Source organism: Thermoleptolyngbya sp. PKUAC-SCTB121 (assembly GCF_016919485.1).
Classification (GTDB): Bacteria; Cyanobacteriota; Cyanobacteriia; order Elainellales; family Elainellaceae; genus Thermoleptolyngbya; species Thermoleptolyngbya sichuanensis.
Genome location: NZ_CP070366.1, coordinates 3,303,371 through 3,322,232, shown reverse-complemented (window position 1 = coordinate 3,322,232; position 18,862 = coordinate 3,303,371). Strand labels below are relative to the sequence as shown.

17 protein-coding genes and 2 pseudogenes are annotated in these 18,862 nt (G+C 49.8%); 12 read left to right on the top strand and 7 right to left on the bottom strand.

Going from position 1 to position 18,862, the window contains the following annotated elements; all coding sequences use genetic code 11:
- Positions 1 to 405 precede the first annotated feature (405 nt).
- Positions 406 to 528, bottom strand: coding sequence for a hypothetical protein (locus JTM80_RS23085; protein WP_255548766.1), 123 nt, complete (start codon positions 526 to 528; stop codon positions 406 to 408).
- A 118-nt stretch (positions 529 to 646) separates the two neighbouring features.
- Here JTM80_RS23085 and JTM80_RS13705 point away from each other — a divergent pair, with 118 nt between their 5' ends.
- The 8 genes and pseudogenes from JTM80_RS13705 (at position 647) to JTM80_RS13670 (ending at position 6,941) form a co-directional block, all read left to right on the top strand.
- On the top strand, positions 647 to 1,318 hold the full coding sequence (locus JTM80_RS13705) for a Fe2+-dependent dioxygenase (protein WP_172355744.1): 672 nt from the start codon (positions 647 to 649) through the stop codon (positions 1,316 to 1,318).
- Positions 1,319 to 1,483: 165 nt separating this feature from the next.
- Entirely contained in the window at positions 1,484 to 1,966 is a 483-nt protein-coding gene (locus JTM80_RS13700; protein ID WP_225906628.1) for a PepSY domain-containing protein, read from the top strand.
- 116 nt (positions 1,967 to 2,082) lie between these two features.
- Complete coding sequence (locus tag JTM80_RS13695; protein ID WP_205369616.1) at positions 2,083 to 3,330, top strand: adenylate/guanylate cyclase domain-containing protein; 1,248 nt, start codon at positions 2,083 to 2,085, stop codon at positions 3,328 to 3,330.
- 189 nt (positions 3,331 to 3,519) lie between these two features.
- Positions 3,520 to 4,494, top strand: coding sequence for a transposase (locus tag JTM80_RS13690; RefSeq protein WP_205371387.1), 975 nt, complete (start codon positions 3,520 to 3,522; stop codon positions 4,492 to 4,494).
- Between the two features lie 36 nt (positions 4,495 to 4,530).
- Positions 4,531 to 4,791: pseudogene (locus tag JTM80_RS13685) on the top strand (TIGR03986 family CRISPR-associated RAMP protein); the annotation flags it as partial.
- 100 nt (positions 4,792 to 4,891) lie between these two features.
- Positions 4,892 to 6,064, top strand: coding sequence for a transposase (locus JTM80_RS13680; protein ID WP_172353422.1), 1,173 nt, complete (start codon positions 4,892 to 4,894; stop codon positions 6,062 to 6,064).
- A gap of 2 nt (positions 6,065 to 6,066) precedes the next feature.
- Positions 6,067 to 6,312, top strand: a complete 246-nt coding sequence (locus JTM80_RS13675) for a hypothetical protein (protein WP_205369614.1) — start codon at positions 6,067 to 6,069, stop codon at positions 6,310 to 6,312.
- 221 nt (positions 6,313 to 6,533) lie between these two features.
- Positions 6,534 to 6,941 carry a hypothetical protein gene (locus tag JTM80_RS13670; RefSeq protein WP_205369613.1) on the top strand — a complete coding sequence of 136 codons (408 nt, stop codon included), beginning with the start codon at positions 6,534 to 6,536 and terminating at the stop codon, positions 6,939 to 6,941.
- A gap of 74 nt (positions 6,942 to 7,015) precedes the next feature.
- On the opposite strand, the gene JTM80_RS13665 is transcribed toward JTM80_RS13670, so the two are convergent.
- Positions 7,016 to 7,666, bottom strand: a complete 651-nt coding sequence (locus JTM80_RS13665) for a Uma2 family endonuclease (protein ID WP_172355751.1) — start codon at positions 7,664 to 7,666, stop codon at positions 7,016 to 7,018.
- A gap of 156 nt (positions 7,667 to 7,822) precedes the next feature.
- Between JTM80_RS13665 and JTM80_RS13660 the strand changes: the two genes are divergently transcribed.
- Together JTM80_RS13660 and JTM80_RS13655 are read left to right on the top strand one after the other, a co-directional pair.
- Positions 7,823 to 8,443, top strand: coding sequence for a hypothetical protein (locus tag JTM80_RS13660; protein ID WP_172355753.1), 621 nt, complete (start codon positions 7,823 to 7,825; stop codon positions 8,441 to 8,443).
- A 298-nt stretch (positions 8,444 to 8,741) separates the two neighbouring features.
- On the top strand, positions 8,742 to 10,049 hold the full coding sequence (locus tag JTM80_RS13655; protein WP_172355755.1) for a TIGR02710 family CRISPR-associated CARF protein: 1,308 nt from the start codon (positions 8,742 to 8,744) through the stop codon (positions 10,047 to 10,049).
- 343 nt (positions 10,050 to 10,392) lie between these two features.
- On the opposite strand, the gene JTM80_RS13650 is transcribed toward JTM80_RS13655, so the two are convergent.
- Positions 10,393 to 13,182 (bottom strand): cyclic nucleotide-binding domain-containing protein, encoded by a 2,790-nt coding sequence (locus JTM80_RS13650; protein WP_172355758.1) that lies wholly within the window; start codon positions 13,180 to 13,182, stop codon positions 10,393 to 10,395.
- A 363-nt stretch (positions 13,183 to 13,545) separates the two neighbouring features.
- On the opposite strand from JTM80_RS13650, the gene JTM80_RS13645 reads away from it, so the two are divergent.
- Positions 13,546 to 15,195: an FAD-dependent oxidoreductase gene (locus JTM80_RS13645; protein WP_172355760.1), complete on the top strand. Its 1,650-nt coding sequence runs from the start codon at positions 13,546 to 13,548 to the stop codon at positions 15,193 to 15,195.
- Here the strand turns inward: JTM80_RS13645 and JTM80_RS13640 are convergent.
- The 4 genes from JTM80_RS13640 to JTM80_RS13625 form a co-directional block, all read right to left on the bottom strand.
- Positions 15,171 to 15,773 (bottom strand): cation transporter, encoded by a 603-nt coding sequence (locus JTM80_RS13640; protein WP_172355762.1) that lies wholly within the window; start codon positions 15,771 to 15,773, stop codon positions 15,171 to 15,173. The genes JTM80_RS13645 and JTM80_RS13640 overlap by 25 nt on opposite strands.
- A 304-nt stretch (positions 15,774 to 16,077) precedes the next feature.
- Positions 16,078 to 16,659: an NUDIX domain-containing protein gene (locus JTM80_RS13635; RefSeq protein ID WP_172355764.1), complete on the bottom strand. Its 582-nt coding sequence runs from the start codon at positions 16,657 to 16,659 to the stop codon at positions 16,078 to 16,080.
- 124 nt (positions 16,660 to 16,783) lie between these two features.
- Positions 16,784 to 17,758, bottom strand: coding sequence for an arsenic resistance protein (locus JTM80_RS13630; protein ID WP_205369612.1), 975 nt, complete (start codon positions 17,756 to 17,758; stop codon positions 16,784 to 16,786).
- A 94-nt stretch (positions 17,759 to 17,852) separates the two neighbouring features.
- On the bottom strand, positions 17,853 to 18,038 hold the full coding sequence (locus JTM80_RS13625) for a hypothetical protein (RefSeq protein WP_172355770.1): 186 nt from the start codon (positions 18,036 to 18,038) through the stop codon (positions 17,853 to 17,855).
- A gap of 120 nt (positions 18,039 to 18,158) precedes the next feature.
- Between JTM80_RS13625 and JTM80_RS13620 the strand changes: the two are divergent.
- Positions 18,159 to 18,766 (top strand): annotated as a pseudogene (locus tag JTM80_RS13620) (SAM-dependent methyltransferase).
- The last annotated feature ends 96 nt before the right edge of the window (positions 18,767 to 18,862 follow it).

The following is an 18,862-nucleotide window of genomic DNA, read 5'->3' as shown; positions in this document are numbered from 1 at the left end:
ATTCTACCAAACTACGTCAATCGCAGGCCTGGAAAGGTTCATTAGCTCTTGATCAGCACTAAACCCAGTGTGCTTTTTTCCAGGTTCTTGCTCCTTGCCATCTATTCTTACCTCAACTCTCAATTCTTAATGGAGGAGATGTCATGAACTCTGAAAGTATGACCTCTAAAGCCGTTGGTCTGTTTCTCAGCGTTGGTCTAGCTGCAACTTTGAGTGCTTGTGGAGGAGCGAATGCTGGCGGTGAAGAAGGCGGAGAAGCATCAGTGTCTCCAGATCCTTCTTCCAGTGCGCAGGGAGGTGGCGGCGAAGAGTTGAACACGCTGCCAAAACGTCCATCTGTATCTGAAGTTGCTCAGCTTGCGTATACAAATTCTCCGGATTCCTACCCTGAGATGCTTCTGGCTTCTAGACGAGGCTACGGTGAGTCCGGCGAGCGGGGTGAATCTGGCGAGCGGGGTGAATCTGGCGAGCGGGGTGAATCTGGCGAGCGGGGTGAATCTGGCGAGGGCGGATATTGGTGGTGAGCATAAGTCTGAGAAACTCCAACTAAGTGAAGGTTGGTTTCATGTGTGCTCGATGCACACGGAACCAACCTTTTAGACAGCCCTAAGTTAAACATCCTCTAACATATCTGTGCTTGAGTGTCATGATTCTTTGCATTGACAATGTCCTTACATCTGGAGATCTGAAGCAGATCCAACTTAGTTTGGAAGGTGCAGAGTTTGTAGATGGCAAATTGACTGCTGGAGCCTATGCCAAGACAGTCAAGGAAAACTGTCAGTTGAAAGGAGATAGTAACGTAGCTAAGGAGATTAGGGCGATTATCAATCTGGCACTCAAGCGCAATTCTCTCTTTCAAGCAGCAGTTCGTCCCAAGATAATTCGCCCTCCTCTGATCAGTCGCTATGAAGCTGGAATGTTTTATGGATCTCACACTGACAATGCCCTGATGGGAGACGATGTGTTGACTCGTTCTGATGTGTCCCTCACGCTATTTCTTAGCAATCCAGATACTTACAGCGGTGGCGAGCTAGTGATTGATACTAGCCTAGGAGAGCAGTTCTTCAAACTTGCGGCAGGCTCCATGATTGTTTATCCGTCCACATTTCTGCATCGTGTAGCAGAAGTGACTGAGGGTGTTCGACTCGCAGCAGTGACTTGGGTACAAAGTGTCGTTCGAGATGCCCATGAGCGCGAAATGCTGTTTGAACTTGATACCGTCCGACGTGCAATTTTTGAACAATACAACAAAACTGTTGAGTTTGATCTGCTTTGTAAGCTTCATGCTAACCTGCTCCGAAAATGGGCAGACGTTTAGAACCGGTTACGCCTCAGAAGTACTGACAAATTTTCACGAGTAGGAGATATTTAGGTTATGAATCTGAGAAATCTGCATCGTCGAACTGCACCAATTCTATTTGTTCCTCTACTGCTAACAGCATTAACTGGGATCGTATATCGAATCGGTAGAAGCTGGCTTGGTTTGCCTAAGGAATTTGGCAGTTTTATGATGCTGCTGCATGAAGGGCGCTTTTTGGGTAAGCCGCTTGTTCCGATTTATGTGTTGCTAGTTGGACTGGGTCTGCTAGGGATGCTTGTCAGTGGCATAACCTTATTTAAGCATCGCAAGAAAGCTGCAATTTCCAAACCTTTCAAGCTCAGTGAACGAAAGTTTCACTATATGATTGCTCCGATTGTGTCCTTGCCTCTTGCTGTGAGTGCTGTTACGGGTGTGTCCTACCGTCTTGGCAAGGTTTGGTTTGGCTTGTCAGATGAGCAAGCTGCTTTCCTTTTAAGGATTCATCAGGGATCATATCTTGGCTCAACCCTCAGTCCGATTTACGTCCTTTTGGTTGGAGCTAGCTTGATTGCAATGCTAGTAACAGGAATCCAGATGTCAGGAATTGTTCACAAACGCCGCTCATACGCTTCAAGAAGCCATCCACAAGCTCCGGAGAATCATTGAAAGCGTCTGATACAACTAACGGTTAGTTTTCTGTCTAACTTGGGAATACTGTGCTGATTGGGGGTGCTTGCTAAGGGCACTCCCAGCTTTAAATTACAGAAAATTTATAGCTTCCCATGAGTACAATTTCTATTCTTGGACAATTAAACCGTAGTTTAGGACTATCTAAATCAGGCATGACCGACTTTTTAGCTGAATTTTTGGGTAATAGTGGACATTTCTTAATTCTTAAGTCTTTATCGGATATCACATTAGAGGGCTGGCAATCTTACTTTAGTAGTCCAGCGGAGTATCTGCTGATTTTTGCAATGTGTATACAGACAGCCTATTTGTCTCGTGCTAATGCTTCTCGCATATTCGGCAATTTGATTGGAGTTAGCATTTATACATTAGTTGATTTACCATATGATGGACTGATCGCTTTTTTCCAAGAACCATCACATACAGTATTTTGGATATTTTCTATCAGCATTAGTCTGCTTGAAGGTATTTATTGTTTCGATCCAATAAAAATGGAGCGATGGATTATTCCCTTGAAAAGTATTTTTAGAATGCTAATGCTCCTATCTTTCTACTCAGTTGTTAGACTGAGTGAAAGCCAGAACTATTTTAATTTTAATAGATGGTTATTTTTCCAGGAGTTAACAGGAAAAAGATCTCACTTGTTTCTGATGGGTGGAATGCTTGTTGTTGGGCTATTGTTGGGGATTCGACAGCTACAGGTCACGGTGCAAGAAAGACAACTTAAGCAGACCAATTCTTTGTTGAATAGACTGGCTCGTTGGGGAATGGGAAATTATGCAGTTAATGCGTTCATAGCAGATCGAAATGGACTCAGTTTCGAAGAACGTGAGCGTGCCATCTTGTTCATGGATATTCGCGGATTCACAAGCTGGTGTGAACAAAATCAGCCACAGGTTGTTGCTGAGGCTCTAAATCAGTACTATCAACAAATTGAGCCAGTTGCAGTATCTTTCAATCCCTTGCGGATTAGTTTTACTGCTGATGAAGTAATGGCGATTTACAGAACACCAGAGCAAGCAGTCAGTGCCGCCTTAGCCATGCAAAATGTGGCTAAAGTAGTGCTTTCACCCTATGGACTTGGTGCAGGTTGCGCTGTTCATTATGGATCAGTTATTGAGGGCTTGTTTGGTGGAGATGATGTTCGTACTTACACTGTCATTGGTGATGTGGTAAATACTGCAAAGCGTTTAGAAAGTTCAACGGCAGCAGGAGATATTACAATTTCAGACGCTGTTTATAAGAGATTGCATGGTCAGATAAGTGTCAAAACTCGGTCAGATTTAGCGCTGAAGCTAAAGGGGAAGATGCAATCGGTGAAGACTTGGGTACTTTTAGAATAGATGATTTAGTGGATGAGTGGTGGAATCAAGTCGGGAGATGAGTGGGCGATCGCCCCTGTCATAAACTGCATAATTTCCAATTGCATTGTAGGTAAGATGAACCAGAAGTGTTGAAAGATAGCTCAACATACAAAAAATGGGGGCAGAATATTGTATTCTAGCCCCCAACAAACAAAAACAATGTTTAAGATGCTAGTGTCATTTCCTGCGCTTGTCAAACCGATACTCAAGCAGTTGTGCCCACATAACTATCCTGTTTTGAACTCTCGCTTATTCTTTGAAATCTGGTTGACCTTCGTTTTAGACCAGAGTTTAACGAGCATGAGGGACTTGTTCTATCGTCTCAATAAAGCAGGAATTAAAGTTGATATTTCCACCTTTTCTAAAGCCTGCAAGACTCGACAGGATGAACACTTTTGTCGCATCTACGCTGAGCTCATAAGACAGCTAAAGCAAAAAAATCCAGCGACAGCACAGATGCTGTTTCCCATTGATTCAACGGTCATCACATTGACAAGCAAGTTGTTCTGGATGCAAGGCTATCATCAAGTCAAATTGCTTAATGGAGTCAACTTAACGCAAGGTAATCCCAGTGAATGCCTGATTCATTTTGGTCAAGGACATGACGCAAAATTTGCTGACAGAGTGACAGGAATGATTCCTGAAGATGCCATCGGCGTCATGGATAGAGGCTTTGCCAGTTGGGATTTCCTTGGCCAATTAAGCCAGGATCAGACTCGCTTTGTTGTCCGCCTTAAGAACACGATGAAGACCGAGTTTGAGCATGAGCGATATCGAGTGGTTTGGTTTTGTGACTTAGAGAGCCAAACGGAGTTTCGGCTGGCGACCAATGTAGAACTGATGACGAATGAAGAGATTAGTGAAGTCTATCGCCATCGGTGGCAGATAGAAGTGCTGTGGAAGTTTCTAAAGATGCACTTGAAGCTAGATAAACTAATCTCTAAGAGTGTCAATGGAGTCACCATTCAAATCTACATGGTGTTGATTGCCTATCTGATTCTGCAATTGATAGAAATTCCAGAGTTTTATGGTCATCAATTACTAGATAAGTTGCGCTATTTGCAACTTGAATTGAGTCGTCGTTGTTCGATTGTCCATTGGAGCTACGATCTGCTGCCAGAGACACTCGTAGGAGCTTCGTAGGGTTGAATGTAAAGTTTTATGTCTCAATTCAACACTTCTGGGCCTAAGCCAACTACGTTTCAGCATTACTTAGTGCAAACTAAAGCCAGTAAGCCAGATCTGAAGCATTATGGTAGTGCACCGGGCACAGAAACTGTTATCCGGGGGCATAAACTGTACTGGCATAAGAAAGAGCCAACCATCACGCTCGAAAACCCTGAGGAAGTTTCTGACACGCAGAAAACACAGATTAAGCCAATTAAACCAGGCGTTAGTTTTCAGTTCACGATTCATTTTGAGAATCTCAGTGATGTTGAACCTGCTTGACTGACAAAACAGGTTAAAGCTGGAACGAAAGCCATGCGGGAAGCAGAGCATGATTTAGGCTGAGAAGTAACCACACAAACCAGTCAAATCAATGTCACCGACTTCCCGTCTTTATGATGCGTTGAATGATTTTCTGCGTCAATGCGACATTCAGTGGCAGGATGCTCGCCATCTGCAAACACTGTGCTGGATGATCATTGGCATGATTGGAAGCCAAAACGTTCATCTCAATGGATTTGGGGTGTATGTGAGGAGTCGCGCTCAAATGGCTCAATCCCACCAACGCCGGTTTCGCCGCTGGTTGTCGAATCGGCGGATCAATGTCGCGTCCGCTCATCATGCGCTGATTGGGCAGGCTCTGTCCAACTGGCAGACCCAACGACTCTACTTAAGCCTCGATACAACGGTCGTATGGAATTGTTTCTGCATCGTCTGGGTCGCAGTGGTGTACCGAGGAAGAACGGTTCCGGTCGCTTGGAAAGTGGTGGCGCAATCAAGCAGCACCGTCAGGTTGTGGACGATTCAACGGGTACTGCGGCAAGCGCAACGGCTGATGCCCGAAGGTGTCGCGATTGTCCTTTTGGCAGACCGAGGGTTTGCCGATGGCAAGTTGATGAAATACCTCCGGGAGAATCTGGGTTGGCATTTCCGCATCCGCATCAAACGCTCCTTCCAATTTCAGCACCAAGGGCAGTGGCGCCAGGTATCGTCGGTTCAATTGCAACCAGGACAAGCTTACTTTACGCCTGCAGTGTCGGTGGGTAGAACAAAGCCCTACGACAATGTTTACCTTGCCTTTGCCCACGACAAACTCAGCAGCGAGAATTGGACAATTGTGAGTGATGAGCCGACGAACTTGCAGACGTTTGCCCAATATCGACTGAGATTTCAGGTGGAGGAGTCGTTTTTGGATTTGAAGTCCAACGGGTTTAATCTCGAAGCCTCCAGACTCAGAGACAAGGTTGCCCTTTCCCAGTTGTGTGGGGTAATCGCCTTGACGATGCTGTTCTTAGTTCTCCAAGGGGTGCAAGTGGTCGCATCCGGCAAGCGTCGCCAAGTCGATGCTCACTGGAAGCGCGGCATGAGTTATCTCAAGCTGGGCTGGAATTGGATTCGGCTGGCTATCACTCACCAGTGGAAGATTCACGTTTATCAGTTCCTCTCCTGTTCACCTGACCCTCAACCTGCCATCGCATCAAGGCGACAACACGATGACTCCCTAAAGCGTGAATTCACTGTCCTCAGCCGTATTCCAGCTTCTTAGTTTTGTCAGTCAAGCAGGATGTTGAACTAGGGGCGCTGCTCTGGGTGCTGGATCTGGCCCAGGATGAGCAATATCGGCTTTCCTTAGGCATGGGCAAGCCGTTGGGTATGGGAGCCATCAAGATTGCCCATAAGCTTTATCTGAATCAACGCAAACAGCGGTATGAAAAACTTTTTGCGGATGAGCAGTGGTTTACGGGATACTCTGCTGCGCCGGATTTATCAAAACCCAGAAGTGTTGAATCTTGATGGTAAAACTTTACAAAAAGCACTCTCAAGAGGCGGATTATTGAGAATGGAAGCAATAAGTAGGTCATTACAGGCAGAATTATAGATCTTTTGTACTGGATTCAGCTATGAACTTGCCCTGCTAACATTGCGTTCAACACTTCTGATCAAAACCCTATATCGATGCATTTGATGCCTATATTCGTCAGGCAATTGGTGCCAAGCAATCTTCACTCAAAGACGTGCGACGCATCAAAATGCTGCTGGCAATGCTGAGTTGGACTAAGGCTCCACCCTCTGATCAAACTCGCTATCTGGAAATTGAACGGGATGCCAGCCAGCCCCACATTGGCACACCGAAAAAAGGTAAAGTTAACGAGTATGCCGATCGCCCAGTTCTACCCACGCCGCTGCAAGTCATTGGCTGGGAGGATTGTGGCAATGAAAATGACAATCCCAACTCAGGAAATTCTGGGGAGGGCAACTCGCCCAAGCCCAATTCACCCAAATCAGGTAAGGGCGGCTCTCCGGGCGGTGCGGAGCACCATCGCTCCTCATCTAAACCTCAAAAATCCTCTCCCGCTGGAACTGGGAAAACCAGCATGGCGGCTGCCTTTGAACGGGCAACTCAAAGACCGAAGCGTCCATGATGCTGTACCAGGAACGCTCTGCTCGAAGGATGCCTATGAGCTTCAATGACTACCAAGCAGACTGAACAACTTCTTTAACCATTAATCTGCTCCCTCACCCAGTCCCTCACGGCTCGCCGCAGAGCCAATCGCCCCTGTTCACGATGTACCTCGATGAGCTGAGGCAACTCCTGCACTCGCAGAGCCGGAAAAACGGTACTTTGGTCTACCGGGCGATATTCACCCGCTTGCAGCCGGTAAACCGTGAGTTGACCTTGGTCGTAGCACCAAATTTCTGGCACTCCCAGGCGTTGATAAATGGGGAAACGGTTGAGGGATTTGCTCGTGAGGTCAATTTCCAGCGCCAGATCGGGCGGAGGGTCTTGATCTAAATCAAAGGTGAGTTTACCCCGCATGCGAGTTTCATTCTGGAAGTAAAAGCAATTATCGGGTTCTATCCCAGCTTGCTCTGCCCGTTTTCTCCAGGTTGTGGAGCCATAGCTTTCGTAGTTTTGCTCTAGGATCTCGGCGATATCTTCAATTGCAATACTCAGAGACTGCTTAAAGTATTCATGTTCCGGTAGGGGAGCCATGATTTCTAGCAAGCCATTGTCGTAGGCGATGCGCGTGCTGCGATGGTTTCCCATCTCCGCCAAAATGGTCTCAAAGTCTGACCAGCTCACATCGTGGAGCAATAGACACTCCCCAGGTGGTACCTCCAATTGGCGCAGTTGCAGCGTGACCATTGGCGTTGACCTCGACAAGTAAACAGTTCTCCCTCAATCATAAGCCGGCATCAGAACCCTACCTTTCTGGTATCACAAGCCAGTTGAGGGAGTGCGGTCTGGCTTTGGTTCAACTGGGCTATGCTATGACAAGACCTTCCTAACAGAGGAGTCGCCATGTCATTCAGCGAGTTTAAGGGCCTGGGTGAAACCCTCAAAACGTTTGAGATTGTCTACACCGAAGCCAACTTTCTGGAACCATTGCCCTTCCCGGTTTCAGATTACTTTAGACAAGACTTGCAGTTGATGATGGAAGAAGCGGTGGTAGATAACTCAGAGTATGCCATTTGCGAGAATTTGGTGTATCCCATCCTCAAGGAAGTCTGGAAGGAGTACCGATCGCACTTTATTCTCTGGAGCCACGAGTATCTCAGTTGCGATGCTCAGTTGTCGGGGTTTCCCGAATACGTTTTGGCGCGGCGATCGCCCCTCGGCAAAATTGTGTTCGACAAGCCCTATTTTGTGCTCGTAGAAGCCAAGCAAGATAACTTTGATGCCGCCTGGGGGCAATGCCTGGCTGAAATGGTGGCGGCTCAACGGCTCAACGACCTGCCAGCGTTAGTCATATACGGTATTACCTCCAACGGCGATCGCTGGCAATTTGGCAAATTAGAGGGCACCCACTTTACCTTCAACCGTACCTTCTACACTATTCAGGAGCTGGATACCCTCTTCGGGGTGGTCAACTATGTGTTTCACCAATGCCAGATCCAGTTGAATACTTTAGTCGCTGCCTAGCGCTGCCGCAACCTAATTGCGCAACCTAATTGACTGACAAAACTCGAAGTACCCTCACCCCAACCCCTCTCCCAGAGCGGGCGAGGGGCTTTTGACCCAGGTTTGGCAGTTCAAGTCCCTTCGCCCCTTGTGGGAGAAGGGATTTAGGGATGAGGGGAAAAGATTTGTCAGGTAACCAGCTACCACAACTTTCAACCAGCAACATGACTTGCACCTGCTGCTAGAATACCCCATAGTCTGGTTCTATCCTTGCACCGAAGGCTGTCTCAGATTCCGTTCAGAATTCTCGATTTTTGCCATGTCCACCATCCTACTCATTACCGTTGGCGGTTCTCCTCAACCGATTATCACCGCGATCCAGTCCCTCAATCCCGATCGCACAATTTTTATCTGTTCCGATGGCTCAAGGGGCAGTGTTTCTCAGGTGATTGGCGAGGGAACGCCCTGTGAAATTCGGCGGGGGGCAGAGGTGGTGGAACGGTTGCCGAATTTGCCGACCCATTTGGGCCTGGGCGATCGCTTTGATCCAGATACCGATCTGGTGCGCCTGGACAATCCTGATGATCTGGCTGAGTGCTACGGACGCATTGCGACCAAAATCAACGACATTAAAACCACTGATCCCAATGCTCAACTTTTGGCAGACTACACAGGCGGCACCAAAACCATGTCCCTGGCCCTGGGCATGGCAGCGTTGGACTATGGCGTAGCGCCGTACCTAACCACCAACGCCACCCGCGAAAATCTGATCCGGGTGGAGCGGGGCGAATCGACCGAGCGGGCACCTACCACCCTGCTGACCGTAGAACGGACGCTCAACCAGGATCTACCTCGGTTTTTGCAGGACTACAACTACAGTGGGGCGATCGCCACCCTGCAAACCCTGCTGCAATCCCTGGAACTGCCCCAGGATAAGAGACGCCAGCTGCGAGAATGGTTGAATATTTGCGGAGGTTTTGATGCCTGGGATCGGTTTGATCACCAGACGGCTTGGGATTTACTTTCCCTGCACATGAATCAGGTGCAGCCTTACGGACTGGCGCTCAAGCGCGTCCTCAGCAGCCGCCAGGCGATTGACCCTACCTTTCAGCCAACGGAAACGATTCCCGGTCACGGCTATGAACTGGTGGAAGACCTGCTGCTCAATGCCCAGCGTCGTGCCCACCAGCAGCGCTATGACGATGCCGTTGGTCGGTTGTATCGAGGGCTGGAGTTACTGGCGCAAATTCGCCTGCGGCAGACCTACGAGTTGCAAACAGGGGATATTGATCTGGAAAAGTTACCCGTTGAATTGCGGGAGAAGTATAGTGCTGAGCGCAATCCCCGCAACGGCAAAATTCAGCTTCCGTTGTGGAAAAGCTATCTCCTCCTAAGCGAGTTGCCAGATGATCCGCTGGGGCAACGGTTTCAGGAACACGCCGAATCCCTAGAAAATGCGCTCCAAGTACGCAATTATTCCTTATTCGCCCACGGCTTTCAACCGATTACCGAAAATGACTATCGCAACACCGGGCAGGTGATCCAAACTTTCATTTCAACCGCTTTAGATGCACTCATTCCTGGCAAAAAGCGCCATCCCCTGACCCAGTTTCCGACCAGCTTATGAATCAGAGGCCAGACTTGGGGTTAGCTTTAGCCAGAAGCGGAAGCTCAATTGCTGGGCGAGTCATGCAACCAACTTCTAATCCACAAGATCTTCAAACGGCGGTTGACCTGTTCAGCCACCACTCGCAAGCGAGCTAATATCAAATCTCCAAAGATTAAGTAGATAGACCAGATTAAAAAACAGATCCCGAACCCTGCGCCGCCCGCGCAGCGGGCGGCGCAGGGTCTTTGGGTTTTATGTTTATTAATGCCCACCTACTTATAAGCAAAGGAATGCGGGAGAATAGAGCGATCGCCGGCTTGGCGCTTATCTAGCCATCGCTTTTGGCTTTGCTGGATGAGCATCAAACCCTCACCAAGCGCTGGAGTTGGCGGCTCTCCAGTTCCAACACCTGACGCGCAAAATCTGGGTCTCGCTCCAACAGTTCATCGAAGGTATCAACAGGCACCGCGAGAATACGAGTCTTATCACTCTCAGCAGTAATCGTGTTTTCTACATCACTGTGGGTCAAGACTTCTAGCTCATCCAGCATTTGCCCAGGGTGGAACTGCTCGACCCGCACCTGATCAGCAGACTGATAGCGAATAGTGGCATCTCCTTCAATCAACATCAGCAGTTCCCGGCAGGTATCGCCAGCCTCGGTGATCACGTCTCCGGCAGCATACGTCCTCACTTCAGCGCGATCGCCCAAGGCCATCAACGTATCGGTGTGGATGCCGTGGAAAAAGTCGCTGTTAAACAGATACACCAGCTTCTCTAAGGACGGGAAAGCCGAGAGAGGTGCGTTGGCGGGGAGGGTTTTCACCTGCTCGGCCGTTTCTTGCAACAGAGCCGAGGGCGAGGCAAGGGGAAGGGTTTGGGCGATCGCTCGGCCACGGTCAGGGTTGAGTTGGGCAATCAGATACAACGCACTCGCCTGCACCAGGGGGTTGTAGTGCGGCAGCAAAAATTCTAGGTAGTCTACCGTTTCTTGCAGAGTAGGGGCTGTCTCGCTAGGCGATAAGTCTCCTGCCGTCAAGACCTGCACCATCGCTGGGGCCAGCTTGCTCTGCCAGCGCTTTTGAGTGATAGACCGGGCCGCAATGGCAGGCGCCAACTGCTGAAAGGACTGGGCCAAGGCGATCGCGTCGGGCTGGTCTTGTAGGGTCGTTAGGGTATCTAGCAAGGCATAGGCGATCAGTTCCTGTTTGCGCTGAACCGTCTCTTGCAACACTTGCAGCACCGCCGGATGCTGTTGCAGGGCGGGGTGGTGCAGGGCGCGATCGCACTCCACCCACTCCCGCAGGCGAGTCAGCAATCCCTCTGCCTTCTGCACGTTGCTCGCTGCTGGCGACAGGCTACTCTGAATCCAGTCTTCCTCTTGGGGAGTGATGGAGTATTCTCGGCGGAGCGAACGAAGGATGACCGTGTCTTCCTCGGAGCCAATGCGACGGGTCAACCCCGGCTGCTGCCGTAGTCGCATGAGCCGCTCCAGCGATTTCTGATATCCCGTCAGGCGGATCTGGTTTTCCAGCGTCCGCTGACGATTGGGGTCTAGTAAGGCAGGGTCTTCAATCCCCAATTCTTCCAAGACATCGCGGTGCTCATCATCGGAGATGTCTAACTCGCGTCGCATCTGCGCCAACACTTGCAGACTATTGGAGGTATTCACATAGCCCTCCTCCAGCGCCTCACGCACCACCCCCTTATAAGCCTCATGCCGCTTCTCTCGGGTAAAGTCTGGTAGCACCTTTGCCAGCAGATAGACTTCATTGGCGTTGAGGTCATCGAGCGATCGCCCTTCCACATATTGGGCAATATCCAGGTTTAACTTCTCTAACTGCTTGCGGAAACGGTTGGAGAGATTCTCGCGGGAATATAGCTCAGGACTGCGCCGCCAACTCTTAACCAACCACAGCGTACTGAGAAAAACCAATAGAATATCGTAAAGTGTTTGAAACCCAGTCGGTGTAAGGAGGATTAACGGACGGGCTGCAAAGATAAAAAAGAAATTAAAAGCAATAAAGGTAACCACCACAAAAATACGGTGTTGGATCAGGTCATTGCTCCAATGTTTGTGCTGACTGCGGCTGTAAGCCTTGACCCCGCGTTCAGCCGCTCTGCCGAGGAGATAACCTGCAACGGTGAAGCTGCCCAAAACTAGGGGGACGGCAACTAGCTTGGGGATGGCGATCGCCTGCCCCTGAAGATAAAGCCCCGGACTCCACAGGGCAGCAAGCTGGTTGGGGTCGCGGTTCCAAACTCCAGAAAAGTAATAGTCCCAGTTGCCTGCATAGAGATAGTAGTAGACAAAATAACCCACCATCAGCCCTAGATAGCCATAGCGCATCACCGCCTCATCGGGGCGGTGCAAGCCATCCCAGTAAGTCCGCTCAGAGTCAATATCAAAACAAGGACTCTGACAGGCAACACAGGCGCTCTGTTCGGTTCCTTCTGGGGTAACCGTGCGACACATAGACTGCGTGATGCGACTCTCGCTCAGGTGAGCCTTGCTGCCAAACAGCCCCCTTGGCTCGCTAAACACCGTCTGCACCGGGGCCATCGGACAAAAAAACTGACACCAGGACTTGCCGCCATAGACGTAACCAATGGCGATCGCAAACACAATCGTGAATACTAGCCACCCTCCTAAAACAAGCCGGTCGGCGTTAAAAAATAAAATTCGCCCACACAGCCCAATGAATAGATAAGCAAATTGAAAATATAAGTAATTACGACCCAACCAAGACTCTGACTGCACCTTCGCCAACTCATAGCGAACCTTACCAGTCTTTTCATTCACCCGCTTAAACTGCCGCTGCCAGCCCAAAGCCCGTGGGATCTGCGACAGAAAGGACAACGGACAGATGCGCCGCCACAACTCATGCCCAAACACCAGCAGAATAAAGATGCCAGCAGGAACGATTGCCCCCCAGAATAAGGTGGCACCAATTGAATAAGGCTGCTCTTCCACACACACACCTTGCACGGGCACACACTCCCCCGTCAACGCTAGTGGACTCCAGAGATGGTCAGGAACAGTCAACGCTGCGGTCCACGGGTCATAAAACAACGACGCAATCACCAGCAGCCAGCCCACCGTGAGGACCCAGCGAGTCCAGTGCATCTTCCGTTCGGGGACGTTCGCAAACATAAACCGTGTTGTGGGATGTTCAGTACACAGCGCAATATTACACTGTTGATGTGACACCAATGTTGCAAAAGATTAACTTGTGTCGAGAACTCTTGACCCTCTGAACGCTCATCAGATCTCTGCCTATGATGCCTGCTACAAGGTTCAGTTTTCGTGAGTGTCTCGATTTTTTTCGCCACCCTCAAGAGGACACGAACGAGATGGCATTTTGGACAAAGCGTGAGCAGCGCAACTATCGCATCAAGTTCACAATACACACATCCTGTTGTGATTCTGATTCGCTTTGTGAATGAGCCACTGCCACTACGGCAAATTCGAGCATAATGAATGGGAAAATGAACGGGAAATAGAAAAAAGGACTCAATGGCTAAACCACGAATTTTGATTGTTGGCGGCGTTGCCGGAGGGGCCTCTTGTGCGGCGCGGGCACGGCGGCTATCAGAAGCCGCAGAGATTATCATCTTCGATCGCGGTCAATTTGTTTCCTTTGCCAACTGTGGTTTACCTTACTATGTCGGCAGTGTGATTGCTGATGAAAAAAAGCTGTTGGTTGCCAATTCAGACTTATTTAAGCAACGGTTTAACATCGAAGTGCGGCTACAGCACGAAGTGACCGCGATTGATCGTGCTGCCCAAACTCTGACGGTCAAAAACCTGCAAACCGGAGAGTTGAAACAAGAACCCTATGATGCTCTCGTGTTATCTCCTGGTGCTGCCCCAATCCGTCCGCCCCTGCCAGGAATAGAGCGACCCGGAATTTTTGCGCTGCGAACCATCCCCGATAGCCGTCGGATTCGAGAATGGATTGACACGCATCAGGTGAAGCGGGCGGTGGTTGTGGGCGGTGGCTTTATTGGGCTGGAAATGGCAGAAAATTTGGTGCATCGTGGTATCGCTGTCACGCTAATAGAAAAGTTGCCCCAGGTGATGCCCCCCTTTGATCCAGAGATGATGACCCCGGTTCATGTTCACCTCCGAGATCAAGGCCTACAGCTCTGCTTAAACGATGGCGTTCAAGGCTTTACAGTTGGCTCAGAAGATAACTTGCTGGTTCAAACAGACTCCGGCGAGCAGCATCCTGCCGACATGGTGATTTTGGCAATCGGGGTGCGCCCGGAGAATACGTTAGCCAAAGAGGCAGGGCTGAAACTGGGCGATCGCGGCGGCATCCGGGTCAATGCAGCCATGCAAACCAGTGACCCTCATATTTGGGCAGTGGGGGATGCTGTAGAAGTGCAGGATTTTGTCACGCAAGAGTGGACTCTGATTCCCCTGGCTGGGCCTGCCAATCGTCAAGGACGGATCGCAGCCGAAACCATTTTGGGGCGAGACTCACAATTTCGCGGCGTACAGGGAACCTCGGTTTGCGGCATTTTTGGCATGACGGTGGCATGTACTGGGGCCAGTGAAAAAACGCTCCGACGGGTAGGCATGGACTACCGCAAGGTTTATCTGCATCCTGGTCATCATGCAGGCTATTTTCCTGGGGCCCAGCCAATCGACATTAAGCTTTTATATGCTCCAGCCGATGGTCGAATTCTGGGAGCGCAGGCTGTTGGCCGAGAGGGAACCGAGAAGCGAGTTGATGTGCTGGCTATGGCGATTCAGGCCGGAATGACTGTGTTCGACTTGGAAGAAGCAGAACTATGTTACGCACCGCAATTTGGAGCGGCCAAAGATCCGGTGAACATGGCGGGGATGATTGCAGCGAATGCGCTGCGCGGCGATGCACCCATTGTGTACTGGGAAGACCTTGACTTGGCGCAAGTGAATTTGGTGGATGTGCGTGAGGAGTCTGAGTTTGAACGGGGACATGTTGCTGGGGCAATCAACGTTCCCTTATCGCAACTGCGGCAGCGGATGGGAGATCTGCCGGGCGATCGCCCGCTTTGGATCTACTGCCAGGTGGGACAGCGCGGCTATTTCGCCACCCGAACCCTGCGGCAATCTGGGTTTGATGCCTATAATCTCACAGGTGGCTTCAAGACCTATGAAGCCTCAACAGGAGCTTGATCGCGCAAAATAGCGATGCCGCCCCGCAGGACAATCGCCGCGACGATCAGCCCTATAACCAAATCGGGCAACCGCGATCCAGTCATGCTGACCAAGAAACCCGCCGCGATTACGCCCAAATTGGCAATCACATCATTCTTGGAGAAGATCCAGCTTGCCCGCATGTGAACTTCTCCCTGACGATGTTTGGCAATCAGCAGCAGGCAAGCCACGTTTGCAGCCAGAGCCAATAGCCCAATGCCCACCATCCAAGTCGGCTCAGGGTCGCTGCCAAGGGCAAACCGCCGCACCACGTCTGCTAAAACTAACAGCGCCAATCCTATTTGAAACAGACCGCTTAAGCCAGCGGCTCTTTTTTTGGCTGCGGGCGATCGCCCCACAGCATACAGGGCAATACTGTAGACTGTTGCATCAGCAAACATATCGAGGGAGTCTGCCACCAAAGCGGTTGAACCTGCCAGCAGCCCCGTCACAAGCTCCAGCGCAAACATCAAGGCATTAACCGCCAGCAGCCAGCCCAGCGTCTTGCGCTGCGCCGCATTTGCCGCCTTAACATCACCACATCCGCAATCAGACATCGCGCTCCTGAATGTAAAGTGGTCGGCTCTGAAAACAGGTTACTGAAACCTCAGCAGTGAATCTAGGCAGTATCTTAAACTTTCTAGGCAGTTGATTGCCTTGAGTCGATCCCCCTAAATCCCCCTTAACAAGGGGGACTTCCGGAGTGGTTCGGCTCGGTTCCCCCTTTTTTGTCGATCCCCCTAAATCCCCCTTAACAAGGGGGACTTCCGGAGTGGTTCGGCTCGGTTCCCCCCTTAACAAGGGGGGCTAAGGGGGGATCGAAGGGTTTTAGAACATGCCCTAGATCCAAATCCATTGGTGTTAGAGCCTTAAGTACGATAAACGGAAAATCCATTCTAGAAGCACCGTTCGACACTGTAGACAGTTAATCACGCTCAATAATTGATGGATGCCCGATGGAGTGATGGAATAGGCGGCTGAGATCAATTCCTTGGCAGGTTCGGTAGCGCTGTGGAGGTGGGCAACAAAGCCGTAGAGTTTTTGGTTCGAGAAAGAGCTATTGACGGCCCATCCAATGGAGTTTAGGGCGATTAGCCGATCGATCGAAGCGGCATCAATGCCAAGTTCTCGTTGCAGGATGGCGATCGCCGCCTGTTCTGGGCTGGTTCCCACGGGCACTCGTCCGCCTGGGAGATCTAACGTGACCGACCCAACGCCGGGACGATAGCTGGGAGACGGAAAGAGAATTTGTTCGTTCTGAATCGGCAGCACAATAACCGAATCCGCTTTCTCAATTCGCCAATACTCGAGTACGTTTCCACGATGATCTTGAAGATGTTCACCGATCACGGTCAGCCAGTGCGAATGCATCTCCAGAAACCGATCCTGCACCGTCCAAGCTTGTTCAACCCAGAATTGTTCCGCGTCAAAGGATGGAGTCATGATTGATTTAATGTTTGAGATTGGCGATCGCTCTAAAAATCAATAGCTCCCCCTATCGAATTACCTAACGAGTTATCCAACGAATTACCCAACTACCAGGCAACCCCTACTAAACCTTACCGCATCAAACTGCTTCAATCGGTTTCCCAAAGATTCTGTCGGTAAATTTCACATACCAGGCAGCCGCCTGCACTTGAATAATGTACGCCATTGAAATGATTAGCGCAATTTCTGAACCCTCCTTGCCAAAAGCCGTCATTGCGATCGCCAAGGCAATCGATAGATTCCGCATGACAGTTCCATAAACTAGTGCGATCGCATCATCCCGATTAAAAAACAGCTTGCCCACGATCGTACTCAGCAGAAAGTTTCCACTATACACAATTGCCAACGGCAGGAGCAGGGACACCAGCATCCAAGGATTTGCCACAATTCCCTTCGCACGCAATGCCATCGCAACAAATACTACCCCCAATACGCCCAAGGTCGAGAAGGCAGGAAACTTCTGCTTCAGGTTTTTATTGTACTTATTCTGTCCAACAGTTGTTATCAGGATGCGCTGAGTGACAATGCCCAAAACTAAGGGCAAGAACACAATCACCAAGATTTGTTGGAACACGCTTGCCAAAGGAATCTCCACCACAGTTCCCATCAACCACTGGGCATAAAATGGAGTAATGATCGATCCAGCAATTAAGCCGACAACGGTCATTTTGATCGCTGCACTCACATTTCCTTTCGCAAACCCTGTCCAGGAAATCGTCATGCCGCTGGTCGGCAGCAGAGCCGACAAGAGAAGTCCTAGCGCAATCAGCGGCTGATCATGGAAAAACCATTGTCCTACAAAATAATCAAAAAAAGGAATCACTGCAAAGTTAATCAACTGAGTGACAATTTGCACCCTATAGTCACCACCTGAAAAAACCTCCTTCACCTGCAAGTTGATCATCATGGGATAAACCATGAGGAAGGTTAGAGGAATAATGGCTGCTTTTAGGAAACGAGGGTCAACAATCACGCCAAAGAGAATGCCTGCGATCATTGCAGAGGGAATTGACCAAACAAGCTGCTGCTGAATGAGAGAAAGAAGTTTCCACATGAGCGTTTGTTGATGATTCGATATTGATGATTTGCTCGTTGAATCAAGCGTGAATTAAGTCACGGGTTTGAGTTGTGCTTTGTGGACGTTGAGTCTACTGCTGCGGGTCGCTGGGCGTGCAGAGAAGCCATTCGTTTGGCGCGAATGCCATCATCAGAGGCATCAAATAGCCCAGCAAGGGGTAGAACAAGCCCCCAATTACAATTAACGGGAAAAATCCCAACATAATCCATTGAGAACGCTTGCCTTTGGATTTTTTAGCTTTGGCTTGTATCGTCATTGAAGTGCCTTCCGTCTCAACTCAACTAACTATATAACTAAATAGTTATCAAAAAGACAATAGGCAATTGTACTTGTACACTGAAAGCGTTGACCTAATTTAGTTAAGACTCAGTTGATCATGAACCCCTGGGATAAGCGCTACGAGGTAGAGGATTATGTCTATGGCACAACTGCCAACGATTTTTTGAGCAGCGTTGTCGATCGCATTCCATTGGGATGGGTTCTGTGCTTGGCGGAAGGGGAAGGGCGAAACGCAGTCTTCCTGGCAGAGAAGGGCTACTCGGTCACGGCGGTTGACTTTTCCAGCGTTGGCTTGCAGAAGGCGCGTCGATTAGCGGATGAGCGGGGGGTTAGCCTCGAAATCTGTTGTGCTGATTTGAAAGAGTACACGATTCATCCCAACCAATGGCAAGGGATTGTCTCTATCTTTGCCCATCTACCGCCCGAAGTGCGGGTTCCGTTGCACCGCGCTGCTGTCGCAGGATTGGTGACGGGTGGAGCCTTTGTTTTGGAAGCCTACACGCCTCAGCAATTGCAATATAAGACCGGTGGCCCGCCAACTGCTGAGCTGATGATGAACCTGTCTGATTTGCAGACTGAGCTGAGCGAACTCTTTCTTGGGCGATCGCCCAAGAAAGAGTTCGCTTTATTCAGGAAGGGAGGCTACACCAGGGAATGAGTGCTGTGGTGCAACTTCTAGGGTTTCGGCATGAAGCTCACCCTTAAATTATTCTCAAGGAGCGGATCAATTTGTTTGGGTTTTCAGGAAGAAAAGTATTGTCTATCGGAAACCTCCTTTTTGCAGGTTCTGAGGATTGGGAT